The 15,598-nt window shown below is 64.2% G+C and carries 14 protein-coding genes; 2 read left to right on the top strand and 12 right to left on the bottom strand.

Translation table 11 applies throughout. The annotated features are described in order from the left end of the window. Positions 1 to 91: 91 nt before the first annotated feature. From ACIHFD_RS04695 to ACIHFD_RS04650, 10 genes are all read right to left on the bottom strand, one after another. Entirely contained in the window at positions 92 to 721 is a 630-nt protein-coding gene (locus ACIHFD_RS04695) for a hypothetical protein (protein ID WP_397365611.1), read from the bottom strand. Further along, a complete protein-coding gene (locus ACIHFD_RS04690; protein WP_397365610.1) occupies positions 678 to 3,380 on the bottom strand; it encodes a hypothetical protein in 2,703 nt (900 codons plus the stop codon). Before ACIHFD_RS04690 ends, ACIHFD_RS04695 begins: the two co-directional genes overlap by 44 nt. A 937-nt stretch (positions 3,381 to 4,317) precedes the next feature. Beyond that, positions 4,318 to 4,815, bottom strand: coding sequence for a helix-turn-helix domain-containing protein (locus ACIHFD_RS04685; RefSeq protein ID WP_397365609.1), 498 nt, complete (start codon positions 4,813 to 4,815; stop codon positions 4,318 to 4,320). Between the two features lie 223 nt (positions 4,816 to 5,038). Then, positions 5,039 to 7,477, bottom strand: a complete 2,439-nt coding sequence (locus ACIHFD_RS04680; protein WP_397365608.1) for a tetratricopeptide repeat protein — start codon at positions 7,475 to 7,477, stop codon at positions 5,039 to 5,041. Between the two features lie 149 nt (positions 7,478 to 7,626). Then, on the bottom strand, positions 7,627 to 8,058 hold the full coding sequence (locus ACIHFD_RS04675; RefSeq protein ID WP_397365607.1) for a hypothetical protein: 432 nt from the start codon (positions 8,056 to 8,058) through the stop codon (positions 7,627 to 7,629). Positions 8,059 to 8,066: 8 nt separating this feature from the next. Continuing rightward, entirely contained in the window at positions 8,067 to 9,017 is a 951-nt protein-coding gene (locus tag ACIHFD_RS04670; RefSeq protein ID WP_397365606.1) for a transposase, read from the bottom strand. Next, positions 8,960 to 9,196 carry a hypothetical protein gene (locus ACIHFD_RS04665; RefSeq protein ID WP_397365605.1) on the bottom strand — a complete coding sequence of 79 codons (237 nt, stop codon included), beginning with the start codon at positions 9,194 to 9,196 and terminating at the stop codon, positions 8,960 to 8,962. The genes ACIHFD_RS04670 and ACIHFD_RS04665 overlap by 58 nt, the downstream gene beginning before the upstream one ends. Then, positions 9,189 to 10,457, bottom strand: coding sequence for a hypothetical protein (locus tag ACIHFD_RS04660; RefSeq protein ID WP_397365604.1), 1,269 nt, complete (start codon positions 10,455 to 10,457; stop codon positions 9,189 to 9,191). The genes ACIHFD_RS04665 and ACIHFD_RS04660 overlap by 8 nt, the downstream gene beginning before the upstream one ends. Positions 10,458 to 10,459: 2 nt before the next feature. Beyond that, positions 10,460 to 10,699: a hypothetical protein gene (locus ACIHFD_RS04655; RefSeq protein ID WP_397365603.1), complete on the bottom strand. Its 240-nt coding sequence runs from the start codon at positions 10,697 to 10,699 to the stop codon at positions 10,460 to 10,462. A gap of 305 nt (positions 10,700 to 11,004) precedes the next feature. Next, entirely contained in the window at positions 11,005 to 11,325 is a 321-nt protein-coding gene (locus tag ACIHFD_RS04650; RefSeq protein ID WP_397365602.1) for an alcohol dehydrogenase catalytic domain-containing protein, read from the bottom strand. Between the two features lie 606 nt (positions 11,326 to 11,931). Between ACIHFD_RS04650 and ACIHFD_RS04645 the strand changes: the two genes are divergently transcribed. Both ACIHFD_RS04645 and ACIHFD_RS04640 read left to right on the top strand, forming a co-directional pair. Beyond that, a complete protein-coding gene (locus ACIHFD_RS04645; RefSeq protein ID WP_397365601.1) occupies positions 11,932 to 12,945 on the top strand; it encodes a hypothetical protein in 1,014 nt (337 codons plus the stop codon). A gap of 386 nt (positions 12,946 to 13,331) precedes the next feature. Next, positions 13,332 to 13,757 (top strand): hypothetical protein, encoded by a 426-nt coding sequence (locus ACIHFD_RS04640; protein WP_397365600.1) that lies wholly within the window; start codon positions 13,332 to 13,334, stop codon positions 13,755 to 13,757. Between the two features lie 466 nt (positions 13,758 to 14,223). Here ACIHFD_RS04640 and ACIHFD_RS04635 read toward each other — a convergent pair whose 3' ends face one another. Together ACIHFD_RS04635 and ACIHFD_RS04630 are read right to left on the bottom strand one after the other, a co-directional pair. Next, on the bottom strand, positions 14,224 to 14,661 hold the full coding sequence (locus ACIHFD_RS04635) for a peptidoglycan-binding protein (RefSeq protein ID WP_397365599.1): 438 nt from the start codon (positions 14,659 to 14,661) through the stop codon (positions 14,224 to 14,226). Further along, positions 14,633 to 15,580, bottom strand: a complete 948-nt coding sequence (locus tag ACIHFD_RS04630) for a pentapeptide repeat-containing protein (protein WP_397365598.1) — start codon at positions 15,578 to 15,580, stop codon at positions 14,633 to 14,635. The genes ACIHFD_RS04635 and ACIHFD_RS04630 overlap by 29 nt, the downstream gene beginning before the upstream one ends. Positions 15,581 to 15,598 lie beyond the last annotated feature (18 nt).

Genomic DNA, 15,598 nt, shown 5'->3' with positions numbered 1-15,598 from the left:
ACGATTCGGAACGAGTCGTCGATCCTGGGTGTCTCAAATAGTGCAGAGACCGCTTCGTGCCGTGGAGACCCACCAGCTGACGTGGGCCGCTTCACTCAAGGTCCTGCCACCTCCATGAGGCGGCGGGGTCTCCTCCCGGTTCGCGTCCGAACATGAACACCTTCTCCTGGTTACCGTGAAGGGTGTGCCGGAAGTGCCCTGCGGCGCAGAGCCGGTCGACCAGGATGGCCACCAGCCTAGTTTCTTTGAGCTCGCGAAGGGCTCTCAACAGCCGGGCCGCGGCATCCGGGGCGTCGACAGCGGCCTGTTTCGCGGCACGCTCCGCCACGGTATGCAGATGCCCGCGGGCGCCGAGACGATGCAATTCGATCATCATGCGGAGTGCGGTCTCCGGGTCGTCGACGGCGGCCTCGATGTCTTCGATCTCCTCCAGGCTCTGCAGCAGTTCGGCTCCGCTGTTGGAAGAGACGAACGTGGTGGGTGCGGCAGGAGCGCGGAGCAGCGGTGTCGCCGCGACGTGCGGCCCGTCCAGGGGCGCGGCGACGCGGGCCGCCAATCGGGTAGCCTGCTCGTGTGCCCCCATGTTCTGCAGTTTCTTCAAAAGCCTGGACACGGCGCTCATCGTGTCCAGACACGTTTGTCCCGCTGGGTCGCGGGCCAGCAGCACCCTGATCGGTTCATCTGCTCCGAGCTCGAGGAGGCTCTCCAGCAGGTTTGTCACGGCCTCCGGGTCGTGGATGTGGCTTTTCTGCGGCGGCGCGGCCGGCCAGCATGATGGCGTGCTCGTGGGCGCCCATGCGGCGCAGCTGTACCACAAGCCTGGCCGCGGCGGACGGATCGTGCACGGCGATGCTGCTGGAGGCACAGGCCGCCAGCGTGCGGGCGTGCTCGTGCTCGCCGATCCCGACCAGTGTGCTCGGCAGCTCGGCCACGGCGCCGGGGTCATCGAGACAGGCCTGTGCTGCCAGGTCGCGGGCCAGCAGTATCTTGATCTGTTCGTCCGCCCCGAAGTCGTACAGCATGCTCAGCAGCTCGGCTACACGCCCAGCCTGGTCCAGGGGGACGTCGGCGGCGGCGCGGGCAGCCAGCACAGCGGTATGCCGATCGATCGGCCCGAGGTCTCGCGGGAGGGCCAGCAGGTCGGTGTGCTCGTCGAACTCCAGGTTCCGCAGTGCGTACAGCAGATCCTCCACGGCGCGCGGGTCGTCAAGGGCCGCGCGTGCGGCGGGGTCGCGCCTGAGCAGCGCGGCGAGCTGCACCTCCGCGCCAGCCTCGCGCAGCCCTGTCAGCAGGACGGCCACGCGGGAGGGCTCATCCAGCGGTACCTGCGCGACGGCCCGGCTGGCCAGCACCGCCAACGGCGCATCAGCCTCAAGGTTGCGAAGGCCTCGCAACAAGTCGGCCACGGCGCGCTCCTCATCGAGCGGAGAGTCCGCCGCGGCCCGGTCGGCCAGCGCCGTGAAGTGTTGCTCGGCCCCCACCTCCTGCAGGGTTTCCAGCAAGCCCGCCGTCGCGTACAGGTGATCGAGGGCGACTCCCGCTACGGCGCGGCCCGCCAGCCTGGTGACCTGATCGCGCGCCCCGACCGCGTGCAGCATAATCAGCAGGCTGGTGACGGGGGCGGCGTAGTCCAGGGTGGCCTGTCCGGCAGGGTCGCGCGCCAGCAGCGTGGCGATCGCCCCCCACGCTCCTGCCATCCGCAGGCTCTCCAGCAGATCGCTGACGGCATCGGGGTCGTCGAGGGTCGCATAGGTGGCTGCCCAGTCGGCGGCCTGCAGACCGGTGTCGGGCAGGGTGTCTATGTGCTGGACGAGGTCGGCGGCGGCGCGGGCGTCGCCGTGCTGGGTGGCGTTCTTCCACAGCTGGGCCGCATGACGATACAGGCCGCGAGCCTGCGCCGCACGGCCGAGAGAGGCGAGATCGCCAGGAAGGGCATGCCGGGCGGCTACGGACCACAGGTCTTCGGGCGGCCACCGGTCGGCGCGTTGGCGGCTGCCGTCCTGCTCGAGGTAGTCGAACAGCCGATACAGCGATCCACTGGGCGTCCCGGCAGGTGGGACGACTGCGTCACGATCGTTCCGGTCAGATCGGCCGGCGCGGTGATGCCGGGGTCGGGCCGGCAGGGGGGCGAGGATGCCGGAGATCCCTCTGCAGGGCCGGGTCAGGTAGTCGACGGCCTCGCTCTGCCAGCGCGTGCCGTGCAGCTGCTCCCAGGCGCTCTCGGACAGATAGCCCGGAGCCGCCTCGGTCAGAAACTCTCGTGGCAGGCCCGGCCCGCAGCCGAGCCGGCGGGCGTCGATCGCGGCAGCGATCATTGCCGCGGCGGCAGGTGGCGCATTGCGGTAGCGGCTCATCAAGACGGGCACCCCGGCCAGGTATTGCGTGATGTGGCCAGCGCGGGCGTATCTAGCCGCCTCGGCAAGGCGAGGATCATGGCTCGCCTGGCCGATGAGCACATCGCGATCGGCGTCGGTGAACGCGGTGGGGACCGGGATGTCTCTTCCGATGAGAAGCTGCCGGGCATGAGCGTGCCGGTCGGGCTGTGCTGGGCTGGTCAGGACGTCCCAGCGTTCGGGCCACAGCGTGGCCAGCACCAGCACCGGTGCTCGCTGCGGGTCGCGTAACAGTTCTCGCAGTTCGGCCGCGACCTGCTCGCCGCGTGTGTGCTCGTCTCCCGTCTGGTCCTGCAGGTAGAACTGGGCCTCGTTCAGCCACACGACGGTGTGGGGAGCGATGCGGGGAAGGCCGGTCAGGGCGGCCTCGGGGCGAGCAGGGGCGAGTGGATGCCACAGCCGCCACGGCTGGTCCTGCTCGCGCAGCAAGTTCAGGGCCTCCCAGCAGGCGCGGGTCTTACCGGTGGAGGACCCGCCGACCAGCACCGCGATCTGGCTGATCCCGGCGACGGCCTGCTCGGTCACGGCTCGCAGTGCCTGGTCGTGCGCGCGGGGGACGTAGGGGGGAAGATGCGGCAGCACGGCGTTGGGGACGTCGATGGCGCGGTGGACCTCCAGGGAGAAGGGGTCGATCACGTTCTGCAGGGGCCATCCCACTGCTACCCCCGCTCTAGCCCTCGCCAGCGAGGGCTTGGAAGCGCGTAGGTCGGCTTGCAGACGTTTGTCCCAATCCCGCTGCGTGGGGGAAGTCTCGCCCGCCCAGTGGGCAAGCACATCACCGACCCGCGCCAGCTGGTCCACATCACGAGGCAGAGACTTTCCAGTCACCCAGGAGTTGATGGTCTGCTTGGGCACATCGGATTTCTCGGCCAGGCGTTTTTGGGTTCTAGGGGCGAGGTGGGCTGCCTGATCCCACAGCCGGGCCAGCTCGGCCAGGACCTGTGAGGACGTATGGGGGCCGGTCACGGGACGAAACGGCGATCCCAACACACACTCCTCGCGCTCATTGTGGATCCGGCTCGGACGAGGCCGGATCTCGGCCTGTAGCAGGAGCCTAACCACCGGGAGCACCGCCGGATCCGCAATCGGTCGTATCCTGCCGATCCAGCGTCCTTAATCGACATCAGGCCGTCGTGATCGACCACGCGGCCGCTGTCCCTGTCGATGCCAGAAAGGAACCGCTGCTATGCGGGTCTCTCGCTCCACGCTCCGCCGTCTTCGTAAGGCCGTCGTCTTCGCTGCTGCCCGCGGCGCGGCCGCAGCTGCCGGCTCGGCCCTTGTCGGTGTCGTCATCTGGTGGATCACTCACCACAGCTGATCACTGGCCTCTCCCCGCGAAAGGCGGCGCCAGACCTGACCTCCGCCCACCGGTCCAGGTTGGATGGTCGCCGGCCGCACTGCGGTAAGGCTGCTGGCGGCACTGCTGCTGGCCTTTCACGGGTCGGCTCGTGAGACGCTGTCCTCCAGCTCATATAGCTGGTAGGAGCCGGGCACGTTGATCGCGTGCCCGGCCCCGGTGACGTTGCACGGGACCTCACCGACTTGCGCGGTCGGCTCCCATGCGTTGGCGCGAAGATCCAGTGTGCGTTGCCCACGTCAGAGTGACCGGCTCGATGTACAGGCCGTATGGTCCGTCCAGGTAGAGGCTCATCGCGTTGCCGGCCTGCACCCCTGGTCTACAGGCGCCGCCCCGTCCAGGCGGGTCCAGGCCGTCGTCTTCGCCGCCGCTACCGGCATGCTCCAACTCGCCTGGACCGAGTGCGCCCTGGCCGCCCTGCACGCCACCGGGCTCACCGAAGCCGACAAGGCCGAGATCGTGCTGCTCATCGCCACCTACATGCACGCCACCGCGCGGCTGGCCGCCGAGCTGGGCCAGAGCGCCCGCAGAGAGTCGATCGCCGCCTACAGCACACTGCTCGGTGAGCTAGTGGACGGCACGTCGCGGCGCCGGCCCCAAACGCGCCCGTTTCAGGACTCGGCGGATCGTCGCACCGCTGACTCGGTGACCCAGGTGCCGCAGTGCGCCTCGGATACGTTCGTAACCCCAGCGCGGATTCTCCCGCGCCATCTGCTGGATCAACGCCACGACCGCCGGATCGGTTGCAGGCCGTCCCATCCCTCGGTTCGGGTAGGTCCAGTGACGCGCGACCAGACGCCGGTGCCAGCGCAGCAGCGTCCCGGGCGTCACCAGTCGGTGTGCCCGCAGCATCTCCGGCAGTCCGCGGGCCAGCGCGGACAGCACCGCTCGATCCGCCCACGACAGTCTCGGACGGCCAACTTGACGGCGCAGCACGGCGACCTCGTGCCGCAGCACGAGGATCTCCATGTTCTTGGTCGCGTCGCTACCAGTCAGCACCGTCAGCCAGCCCACGATGCGGCAGAAGATCAGATAGAAGAGACGGAGCGCCACGAACTCGAGCATGCCCGACCCAGGCCACCGCTCCGATCTGGAAGCCAAGACAAACCCGCAGTTCACGGCCGTGAACGGAGTATTGACACCCTTCACGTTCGCCGAAGACCCGTCGTCGCAGGTGTGATGAACGAATACGACCACGCCGCTTAACTGCAGCTCAGCTGACGTAACCCAATATTCGACCGGTACACCCTCGCTATACCGAGGTCTCACTCCTTGATCAATAAGGTGCTTAATATGTGCACTCGCAGTTGAGATTCTTATGTTCTTTCTGGCAATGGGTTGCCCAGCGATCTATGCCTATGGTACGGAATATTGCTTCCGACATTGCGTATGCGTGGCAGGCCTCGTCTCTGTGCTTCTGCTCCTTGGCAAGTTGGGCCATAGAAAAAAACACGCTGGCGACCCCGAGTGGGTTGCCGATCTCCTCATACAGGGCGCGGGCTCGCTTAAAGGCACTTCCGGCCTGTTCATACTCTCCGAGTGCTTCGGCGATATTGCCCAAACCGTGCGCTGTATTGGCATGACCGAGGCGGTCGCCGATCTCCTTGTATAAAGTCTGGGCCTGCCGAAAGGCGTTTCCGGCCTTATCGTACTTCTCCTGCATCCGCGCCACCTCCGCCAACCCGTGCCTCGCGTGGGCTTGGCCGAGCCTGTCGTTAGTTTTGTTGTACAGCGTGTGCGCCTGCAGGTAGATGTCTTCAGCTTGGTCGAGCTTTCCTCGCATGCGCGCGAGTTCGCCAAGACCGAGCATCGTGTGGGCTTGGCCGATTTGGTCTCCAATGTCGCTGTATACCGTGTAGGTCTGCAGGTAGATGTCTTCAGCTTGGTCAAACTTTCCTCGCATGCGCGCGAGCCCGCCTATGCTGAGCATCGTGTGGGCTTGGCCGAGTCGATGGCCGGCCTTCTTGAACAAGGTGTCGGCTTGTCGCAGTGAGTTCTCTGCATCTCCATACTCCCCTCGTATCAGTGCCACCTCGCCCGAGCCTTTTAGCGCGTATGCCTGGCCAAGCTGGCTGCCGATGTCTTCGTAGAGAGTGTATGCCTGCCAATAGAAATCCTGGGCCTGGTTCAATTCCCCCTGCATGCGCTTGGCCTCACCTAAGCTGGAAAGTGCATTGGCTTGGCCAAGTCGGCTCTCAATCTGCCGATATGCGGTGTGAATTTGTTGAAAAACGCCCTCGGCCAGTTCGTACTGGCGACGCATAAGCGCGATCTCGCCCATGGCGAGAATCACATCTGACTTATGCGGCTCGTTGCCGAAGAAACTGTAGAAAAAGTGGGCTTCCAAATAGAGTTTTTCGGCCTGCTCGTGCTTGCCCAGCAGTCGCGAGACGTCGCCTAGCCCCTTCAGTATATCGATGTGGCCTAATGGGCTGTCTACCATCGCCTCAAAAAGTGTCTGGGCTTGCAGGTAGCGGCCATTCAGGCATAGCCACGACGTGACCTTCTCTCCGAGGGGCAAAGCGGCTGGCCTGTTGTGGGCCACTGCGATTGCAGTGGCGGTACAGAGTTCGCTCGTGGCTGCCGTCAGCCAAGAATGAGCATATGTAGGCGAGTCGAAGACCGGATTGTCGTGGCCGGGCCGTATGAGTGTGCTGGTTGCAGCGTCTACTAGATGTCGTAGACCCTCATAAAGACGGTCTCGTCCTGCGGCTTGAATCTCTGTCTGATCCTCAGCATCAGCCTGCTGACGCGCGTATTCGAGGAAGACATCATGGAAGCTGTAGCGGCCCTCCGGCAGGCGTATGAGTAAAGCCTGATCGGCCAAGTCGTTCAGGCGCAGCGCGGCCACCGGCCTGGACATCTCGGCCATAACTGCGATGGACCGGGCGTCAAAGTCAGGGCCGGGGTGCCAAGCACAGCAGCGCAGCACCCGCCGCTGCTCGTGGTCTACCGCGCCATAGGAGATAGCGAACGCGGCCTGCACTGCCCGATTGATTTTAGTCGTGTGACGGAACCTTCCTTCTCCCTCCCGCATTGCCCCCATCAGCGCCTCCAGAACCAAAGCAGGGTCCTGGTGGACCAGCAGTCGTCCCAGGGGAACGAGTGTCAGCGGCAACCCGCCGCACAGCCGCGCTAGTTGCTTCAAAGTGCTGTCGACGGTCAGCGGACGGTCAGCGCGCAGCCGCAGCAAATCAACGGCTTTCGACTCCTCCAGGACATCTAGCAAAAGGCGGTCGGCCTGGTCCAGGTCGTCCAGACTAGAGCGGCTCGTGATCAAGGTGAGGCAGTGCGGCGCATCGTGCGGTAGCAGCGGCAATACCTGCTCGACGTCGCGAACATTGTCGAGCAGAAGCAGCACACGTTGCCCGGCCAACCAGCCCCGCCACATCCTGGCTCTCCCATCGAGGCTGTCGGGGACACTCGTCACTTCGAAGCCGGCCCAGACAAGTAACTCGGCCAGCACATCTCGTGGGTCAGCAGGGTTGTTTCCGGGGGTAAACCCATACAGGTCCACCTCCACAAAAGCATGTGGGAACCGGTCTTTCACCCGGGAAGCTACCGCGCGCGCCAGTGCGGTCTTGCCCACGCCAGCCATGCCGTGTATCACTGAGGTCAGCAATGGCCTGGCGGCCTGCAACGCGTCCTCAGCCCTATCCGCCATATCCTGGATGTGCGTCTCGCGGCCCACCATCTCTGGCGGCGGGACCATCTGCAGCAATGTCACTTGCGGCCGCGCCACCCCGTGGTAGTGCACTTCTTGGTTCCCCGACCCCAGCACGGCCTGTTGTGCGTGATGGTGAGCGGAAGCCCTCACTGTGCTGCCATCTGGTGTCGTTTCGTGTGCGGGTAGAGGCTCGTGCATCTCTGGCTCGTTTAGATGCGAGGCTGGCCGAAAGTGACGTTCTGCACGCCCTGTCCTTGCACAGCTTGCTGAGCGTGACCGTACGCTTGGGCGTTGATTTGTGGTGGGCACACCGCTGAGGAGAGCGGCGTCCATTCGGCGATGAACACCATCAACTCGCGCACTTGTTCCTCGCTATCCGGTTGGTCCTCCAGCAACTCTCGTAGGAGCGTCGTCCATACCGCCTGCTGCTCCCGTTGTGTCTGCTCGTGATCCTGGGCGGCGAGAAGTTCCCGACGTGCCAGCTCTAGCCTGGCCACCTGCCGCTTTTCGCCATCGGCATCCCCACGCCCTAGCAGACGGGCACAACGCGTCTTGATCTCTTCCCACGCATCCGTGGTCATGGCGGTGACCACCCCCGTCCCCGCAGCGGCTGCCAACGCAGCTAACGCCTCGGTGAGCATGATTCCTCCTAGGCTGGTTCTGCGGACGACTCCTCAATCCGAGATACCTCATTTTTCCGCGGTTTGCAGGGGCTTCCGCACCACACATCGGCACCTTCTATAACGGATGACCGGCTTAGCCTGTCCCCACTTCGGTTCACTAACTGAGCGTTGGCGCATTCGGTGACTGTCAAACCGTTTGAGACGTTCCAGGTGACTTGTTCTGTATCGGGGCTGGTTTCCTCCTTGACGGGCTCGTTGATCCAGATGGCTGTGGGAAGGCTGGGCGGGGCGGGCCTGCGTCGGAACCGGCCGGGGTTGGCGGCGTAGGCGGCCTGGAGGGTCCGGGCGCGCTCGGCCCGGATCTGGCCCGCGGTGCCCAAATGGACCGAGGCCGAGGTGTGCAGGCCGATGCCGGAATGCCGGTGCTCGTGGTTGTAGTAAGCGAAGAACTCGGCGCAGAAGGCGCGGGCGTGAGCAAGGAAGCCGAAGCGTTCGGGAAAGGCCGGGCAGTACTTCAGCGTCCGGAACTGCGCCTCAGAGTAGGGGTTGTCGTTGGACACCCGCGGCCGGCTGTGGCTTTGCGCGATGTTCAGCTCGGCCAGCAGCGCGGTGACCGGCTTGGAGGGGCATCGAGGTGCCCCGGTCGGCGTGCACATGCGCGGGCGTCTGGCCGCCGTTGGCCTGACAGCCGCGGCGATGAACTGCTCGGCCAGCTCCGCGTTCTCGCGGGTATGGACCTCCCAGTGCACGACATAGCGCGAGTAGATATCGAGCATGACGTAGAGGTCGTAGTAGGCACTCTCGCTGACGTGGGCGTTTGTCGGCAGCTGAGACCGGTTTGGAGCAATTTCATGAATTCGGGCATTATGGACCCCTGTAGATCCCGAACGGCCGGGTGTGACGACATCAAGGTGTCTTCTTAATAAACGATCAGGAAGACGCCCATGAACGGCGGCTCTGGTGAGACAAGGCGCCACACCACGCCAGTGAAATCACGGAACCATCTCTCTTCGAAGTTCTCTATGTTGCCGTACCGTGACTCCACGGGAATCTCTTCGAAGTCCCCGTTCTTGATCGCGGTGCTGAGCCATTTCTGGAAGCGGGCGAACTCTCCAGGGCTACGGAATCCATGGATCTCGTCGTAGTGTTCAGTCATGTTGCCTCTTGGGGAACTCGCCACGGTCGACGATCCAGTTCGGATCTACCTTTTGTGTGATGAGTACTTGACTGCCGCCGCCGGCTAGGCCGCCCTGTTCGGCAGCGATGCCCTCGTAGTAGGTGATGCCAGGAGGTACTCGGATCTCCACCCATTTCGTCGCTGTGTTCCCCCACTTTGTGAACAGGGCGCTGTCGAGGATGGATTGGACGGGGCCGGAGGGCTTGACCGTGGTCCAGTATGCTCCCAGTTCCTTGGAGGTGCCACCGTAGACTCGGTAGAGGGTGACCGGTTTGGTGGTCGTGACCGTCCAATAGCTGCTGCTTCTGAATGTAGTCATGAGATCCGGTTTGTCGGCGAGCGGGCCAGGGTTCAGCGGTCCGTAGCGGGTTCCGGGGTGAGGTGCCGAGCCGGTCCCGCCTGCACCTGCGGATGGCGGTTCCGCGCCGATGCCGTCGGAGCGCTTGGGTCCCTTTCCGACGTCGTCGGCAAGCCTGCCGGGCATCAGGGAGGTAGAGGTAGAGGTGGACGGTTTGCGGCGGAACGTGCTCTTAGCGGCTCTGCCTAGTGTTCCTACAACTCGGGCGCCGGCTGAGGCGGTGCTGCTGGAGCCTGCGGAGGCGACGGCGGCGAGGATGTCGGGGATGAGGCGGCCGAAGGCTCGGTCGGGGTTGGAGGCCCAGGTGTCCCAGTCCAGTAGTGCCTTGCCGAATTCGGCTGGGTTCTGGATGGCGGTCATCAGGGACTGAGTCAGGTCGTTGACGCTGCGTTGCCAGCCCATGAAGTCGATGGCTGCGCGGGTGGGGGAGTAGTCGATGACCAGTTGGCCGAGTCCGGCGACGCTTTCCACGGCTCCTTTGGCCTGCTCGGCCATCGGGTTGGCAGATACCAGGTTCGGGTCGAAGATGTCCTGGAGTTCCTGGCCGATGCGGTCCCATACGTTGCCTGTCGTGGGCAGGGGCGCACCGGGAGCGAGTATGGCCTCGTCGACGGAGATCGGTGGCTTGCCCGCGCCGAACAGTTCCGGCCTGGCCAGTTCCATGCGCTCCAGGAGCACCAGTCGCCTGTTGATCTCGGGGCCCTGGCCGCCGGCCCACGCGGCTGTCTGGCGGATGGTGTCGGCTGAGGCAGTTGGCAGCCAGGCCCCGCGCAGGATGTTCCACAACTCTTCGCCGATGACGTCCAGCGAGACTTCGGCCTGGTGTAAGGCGTCTTTCAACGCGCGGACGCCATCGGGGACCATGCCCTCCAGCTGGCTCATGGCTAGCCCGGGCGGTCGGCTGGCGTGCGGGCTAATAACGCCCGCAGTTCGTCCACGACGCCAGTGCAGCCCCTGCTGATGGCCTGGCGCTGGGCGGCCAGTTCGTCGGCGAAACGCTGTGCGGCTGGGCCTGTCCAGATGTTCTGGCCCATGAGCGCGGCCACGCGGTCGAGTGCGGGCCTGACCTGATCGGTGAGTTGCTCTGCCCGGCGCAGGGCCTGTTCCAGTTGCTCCCGGGTCATAGGTACTCCTTCGGGCGCGTCGACCTAACTCGGGGGTTCAAGATGGGAGTCATTGGACTGTGCAGTATCCGCGGCAGCAACCGAATCGCCCGGATTGGTCTGGAGTGTCAGATGGGACGACGCTGGGCGTAGGCGAGCGCCGCCATGTGGATGGCGCAAGACGTCACGGCTGCATTTAGCTGGGAAAACGCCGGCAAGATCATCCCGTATATCCCGTGATCAAGGGCTTACGGCTGCATGCGGGTGCCCTCGGCGACCTATTCAGGGTCTGGAAAGCAAAAGACTTGCGGCAGGGAAACCGCGGGTCAGAGGGCAAATTGCCTGGTTGAGAAGCGTGCCTTCGGCAGGCTTCGAACCTGCGGCACCCGCTGTCCCACCGATCTGCCCGTGGTGCCGTAGCCGAGAGCGGTGACCACTCCGGCCAGCTCGTGCTCGGGGATCGACGGTGTTCGGTCACGGTCGAGGCGATCGGTCCAGGTCGAGGGCCATGCCATCTCGGTCGGGACGAATCCCGACGCAGGAACCTGAACGACGACGTCGTTCAGCGCTGCCTGCGGCTCGGGCCGTTCCACCAGCGTCATCCCGGCCGTTCCCGCGGCCTCGTCCGTCACCACAATCGCCTTCATCCGGAATCTCCCTATGGCCAGTTCTCGCCTACACGTGTCCGGGTACGACGTCATCTCCCGAGCGAGGTCGTACCCGGACACAAGTGGACCTCCACCGACAGGCGGCGCCCGGGACGGCCCGGCGCCCGCCCGCCGGTCAAGGCACTCAGTTGTGCGGATGGCTCGGGAGAACCCGACCTGGGGGGCATAGGCGGATTCAGGGCGAGTTGGCCCGGCATCCACGCTGCTGGGCGGCGCACCAGACCATCGCCGCCGCCGAGCACGCCCACGCCGCCCGCCGACTGCGCCGCATGCGCAACACCAGGACACGCCCGGGCCCTGCGGCCTTGATGGAAGAGCACGATCTGGGCTACTAGCGGCCGTGCACTCGCTCCGCGGCCGGCCCGCAACTCGGACAGGTAGCCCGGGGTGGCGGTGTGTCCAGATAGTTGTTCTTCTAGTCCTGTACAGATCTTGGGCAGCTAAAAGCGTGATCGAAAAGGGGTGTCGGTGATTGCTGGAATGTTTGCGACTCGCGCGCCCAATGTGAAAAGCACCTCATGTCTGGCTGATGGCGCCTATGGGTAGAAGTTCTATAGAGAGGTCGCGCTCTCACGATCTTCCCGGGTGGTGGCCATGCGGCGGTGGTTTGCTCGCGTCAAGGAACAAGCCGACACCATACTCGCACTCTTGCTCGCGATAGTGGTCAGTGTCCTGGGAGTGGCCGATGTCGTCTCTGCTGAAGTGGTGAACAATGCGATTCTGGTGACTCTGGCTGTCCTTGCCTTCTCGCTGCTGCGAGATCGTTGGCGCAAACAGGAGAGCACGGAGTCGATCACCGCCAAGTTCTCGGAGTTAGTCCATGAGTTGGATGAGACATTGGGCAAGTTGCGGGAACTGCGTGACGTGGGCAGCGAGTTGTCTCCCGTGCGGGAGCTGCTACGGGGCATGACCGAGGTGGAGGTCCTGGTTGGTGCGGCCATCGGACGAGCCTTCGCTGAGGCCCGGCGGTCCTGCGCGTTCTGGGAGTTCAAGGGTGGCACCGGGACGTATCTGCGCGCGAAAACCTTACCTGAACTGGCCCGGCTATCAAGATTGCGCAGCAGGCCTATTCGCGTGCGCGTCGACATCCTGGATCCGACAAATTTTGAGCTCTGTGACTCCTATGCAAGATATCAGCAGCAGATCGCACATGAATTATGGCCGCAGAACAATGGCGAAGGCTCCGGCAGGAATGTTCAGCTCAGCTGTCTGGCGACAATCCTTGCGGCACTCCGATACAATCGAGGATCGCTACTGGAAATCGAGCTCTCGCTGTCATCTGTATGGTCGAATCAGCGTTTTGATCGATGCGAAGAATGCCTGCTCATAACCGTACGCGACAAAAGCTGGCCAGCCTACCGGATTCGAAGTCGTACGAAACTGCACGCAGACTACCTCACCCACCTGTCAGTCAGCTTTCGCCAAGGCCGTGCGATGAACCTGGCTGCAACGGACGCGCCACTGGCCGACGTGCCCGGGATTGACGAGACCAGGTACCTCTTCGACCGAATCGGTCTGTCTCTGAGGCTGTACACGGACGAGGAAGTCGCCTATATCGTCCAGCAGGCGCTCACTCCGTCGAACCCCTACGGAGGGTAGTGGGCATGTAGCTTAATGTTTTGCTTGATGCCGGTGTACCGGACGCGTCTGTCCTCTAAGGTAAGCCTGCGTATCGCGATCTTCGCCTGTGCTGACGCGCAGCACAGTGTGACATCTTAGGGAGACCCGTGTTCCCAACGGGCGGCCAAGCCGACCTTTCGGAGATAGCAGAACTCCTCCGGGCGCAGAAGCTCGGCCCTCTCGAACATGCCTGTGCCAGACTGCTCGACGAGGTCGTGCAAGGGTGCCACGACCTGGAGCCACTCGTGCATCCGCTCGGATTCCTGTACGTTCCGCTCGCTCGCTGGAGGGACGCCACGCTGCGTCTCCATCTGTGGCCGTCTGTCGCTCAGCGTCGGCGTCTAACAGCCAATGAGGTGTCTCCGATGCACGACCATACCTGGGACCTCTTCAGCTACGTTGCTTGCGGCGCTCTTGAGAACGTCGAAATCAAAGTGGCCGAGGTGGCCGACGCAGCCAGTGCGATGTCGCCCGTTTTCAGGATCTTCAACATTCGCGGGGACGGTGCGATGGACCGGGTCACTCCTACCGAGACCTTGGTCACGGTAGAAAAGGAGCGTAAGGAGCGGTACAGCGCGAGAAGTATCTACAAGATGCCCGCAGACGTCGTGCACAGGACCGAGGCGTCCAGCGAACCGACGGTCACTCTCGTGCTCGCTCGACGCACGGGACGGGAGTTCGAGCGGGCGCTGGGCCCTGTGGACTTGCCCGGATATACAACTCGCCGGGAGGCCTTCTCGTGCGATTTGTTCACCGCAGGGCTGCGCGATGCGCTGACCCAACAGGCCTGACATCCTGCCAGTGTCACTGGGTAGACACGCCCTGGGTTGTTCAAGAAGGACGCGAAGCCCTCGGTGCCCGAGGAGCCTCCCGAAGCCGGGCTTTTGGATGTCCGAGGGCATCGTCATCAAGCTGGTGGCGCCTTCCAGCCAGGGCGGCCGCCAGCGGCACACTACTCCTGCAAGCCGAGTCCGCGTTCGAGCTTGGCGATCCGCCGGTCCGCTGGGCGAGCCGCATCTCGCGGTCGGCCAGGCGCTGACGGATCTTTGCGGTCTATCGTGGGTGGGCGGCCGGTGACCTCCACGGCCACCCATACGAGCGGCCACACCGCGTCGGCCGGGAAGCCGACAAAGCGGACCATGGTGCCGTCTACCAAGTCGCTCTGCTCGATCAGGTCGGTGTTGCGCAGGGCCGTAGCCGTCCTCCGCGCAGTGTAGGCGAGTGCTGCTACGTAGAAGAGGGGGATCAGTCAGCCGGTCACTTCACCGCGGCCGCCTTCCGGCCGGCCTGCCACGTGGTCTTGTCCACGGTGCCGGTGACGAGAACCTTGGCCTTGGTCTGGGACTTCTTGGTCGCTGTGGTGGAGCCGGGATCATACAGGCCATCCACGTCGACGTCGTAGCCCAGCTCGTCGAGGAGGGCCTGCCACGCCTCAACTCGGCACCCTTCATCATGGCCTTGCCCTTGGTTTAGATGAGCGTCCGCGACCAGGCGAAGGCGTTCTCGCTCTTCAGACGCGGGTGTGCTTGTAGAAGCCGGGGCCTCCTTAGGGCGGCTGCGGCATAGAACGTTAACGCGATGCTGTGCGTGGTGCGCTCGGGCTGCTCGTGGCGCTATCTGCCCACCGATCTGTCGTCCCTTTCTGCGGAATCTGACTTGTCGAGTTCTACTCGATTGCGGTGTTTGACGGCTCACTCTCGTCGTTGATGAGGTGTATTCCGGCGTGGGGAAGGTGGTTGGTGTCGAAGTTGAGCGGCCAGGCTGTCGTGGCGTCGACCAGTGCGCCGACCAGTGTGGCGTCGGTGAGATCGGCGCCGCGAAGATCAGCCCCGCGCAGGTCAGCCCTACTGAAGTCGGCTCCCCTCAGATTTGCACCCTCCAGATGAGCACCACGGAGGTTGGACTCTACGAAGCTGGCGTTCTCGAGATTCGTCTGCCGGAGGTCAGTCGACTTGAGGTCGCTATGATCCAGCCGTACGCCGCGTAGCCAGGCCCGCGCAAGATTGGCGTGGCGTAGCTGTGTGCCGATCAGGCGCGCCCCGTCCAGTTGGACACTGCGTAGGTCCACGCGAGATAAGTAGAGTCTTCGCGCTTCTGGCGACGTGGGACGATTTCCCAGCACGTCCATGGCAGTCTGAATGTCAGGGGCCCGAACATGCAGCCAGGGCAGATGTTGATCCACCGTGGTGGTCGGATGCTCGGGGCCATCGGGCATGCCGACCGGCCAGGCTGCATGGGTGCGAATGAACGCTCCGAGGATGAACTGGACTGTGTTGCGATCCGACGGGGAGTTGTCAGCGATGCGTCGCAGTGCGTAGATACCGCCGACGCGGACGTCGGTGTTGTCACTCCCGAGTTGGTCGACAGCCCGGGTGAATCGCTCGGTGATCTGTCCTTCGCGGTTGACTTGGACCTGCCGCCAAGTCGCCACCGCACCCGCGACGACCAGCAAGCCAGCGACAGCCTGGAGGAGAGTAGAGCGTGCATTGTTCTGCAGCTGAGACTGTGCCTGTTGCAGCTGAATGCGGGTATCAGCGCCTTTCACTCCGTTGAGCTGGGTATCGGTCAAAGGCGGGTAGAGCAGGTGCGGCAGCAGCGTGAGAGTGCCGAGCACAACGATCAGGAAGCATGC

This window comes from Nonomuraea sp. NPDC051941, from assembly GCF_044593615.1.
The sequence above is the reverse complement of the archived record's forward strand: the minus strand, read 5'-3'. Positions and strand labels throughout refer to the sequence as shown.

What these genes read in the sequence shown, in the direction of transcription:
- ACIHFD_RS04685 (WP_397365609.1), bottom strand. Translation starts at nt 4,815, where the DNA reads ATGCTCGAGTTCGTGGCGCTCCGTCTCTTCTATCTGATCTTCTGCCGC.
- ACIHFD_RS04675 (WP_397365607.1), bottom strand. Translation starts at nt 8,058, where the DNA reads ATGCTCACCGAGGCGTTAGCTGCGTTGGCAGCCGCTGCGGGGACGGGG.
- ACIHFD_RS04665 (WP_397365605.1), bottom strand. Translation starts at nt 9,196, where the DNA reads ATGACTGAACACTACGACGAGATCCATGGATTCCGTAGCCCTGGAGAG.
- ACIHFD_RS04660 (WP_397365604.1), bottom strand. Translation starts at nt 10,457, where the DNA reads ATGAGCCAGCTGGAGGGCATGGTCCCCGATGGCGTCCGCGCGTTGAAA.
- ACIHFD_RS04655 (WP_397365603.1), bottom strand. Translation starts at nt 10,699, where the DNA reads ATGACCCGGGAGCAACTGGAACAGGCCCTGCGCCGGGCAGAGCAACTC.
- ACIHFD_RS04650 (WP_397365602.1), bottom strand. Translation starts at nt 11,325, where the DNA reads ATGAAGGCGATTGTGGTGACGGACGAGGCCGCGGGAACGGCCGGGATG.
- ACIHFD_RS04640 (WP_397365600.1), top strand. Translation starts at nt 13,332, where the DNA reads ATGCACGACCATACCTGGGACCTCTTCAGCTACGTTGCTTGCGGCGCT.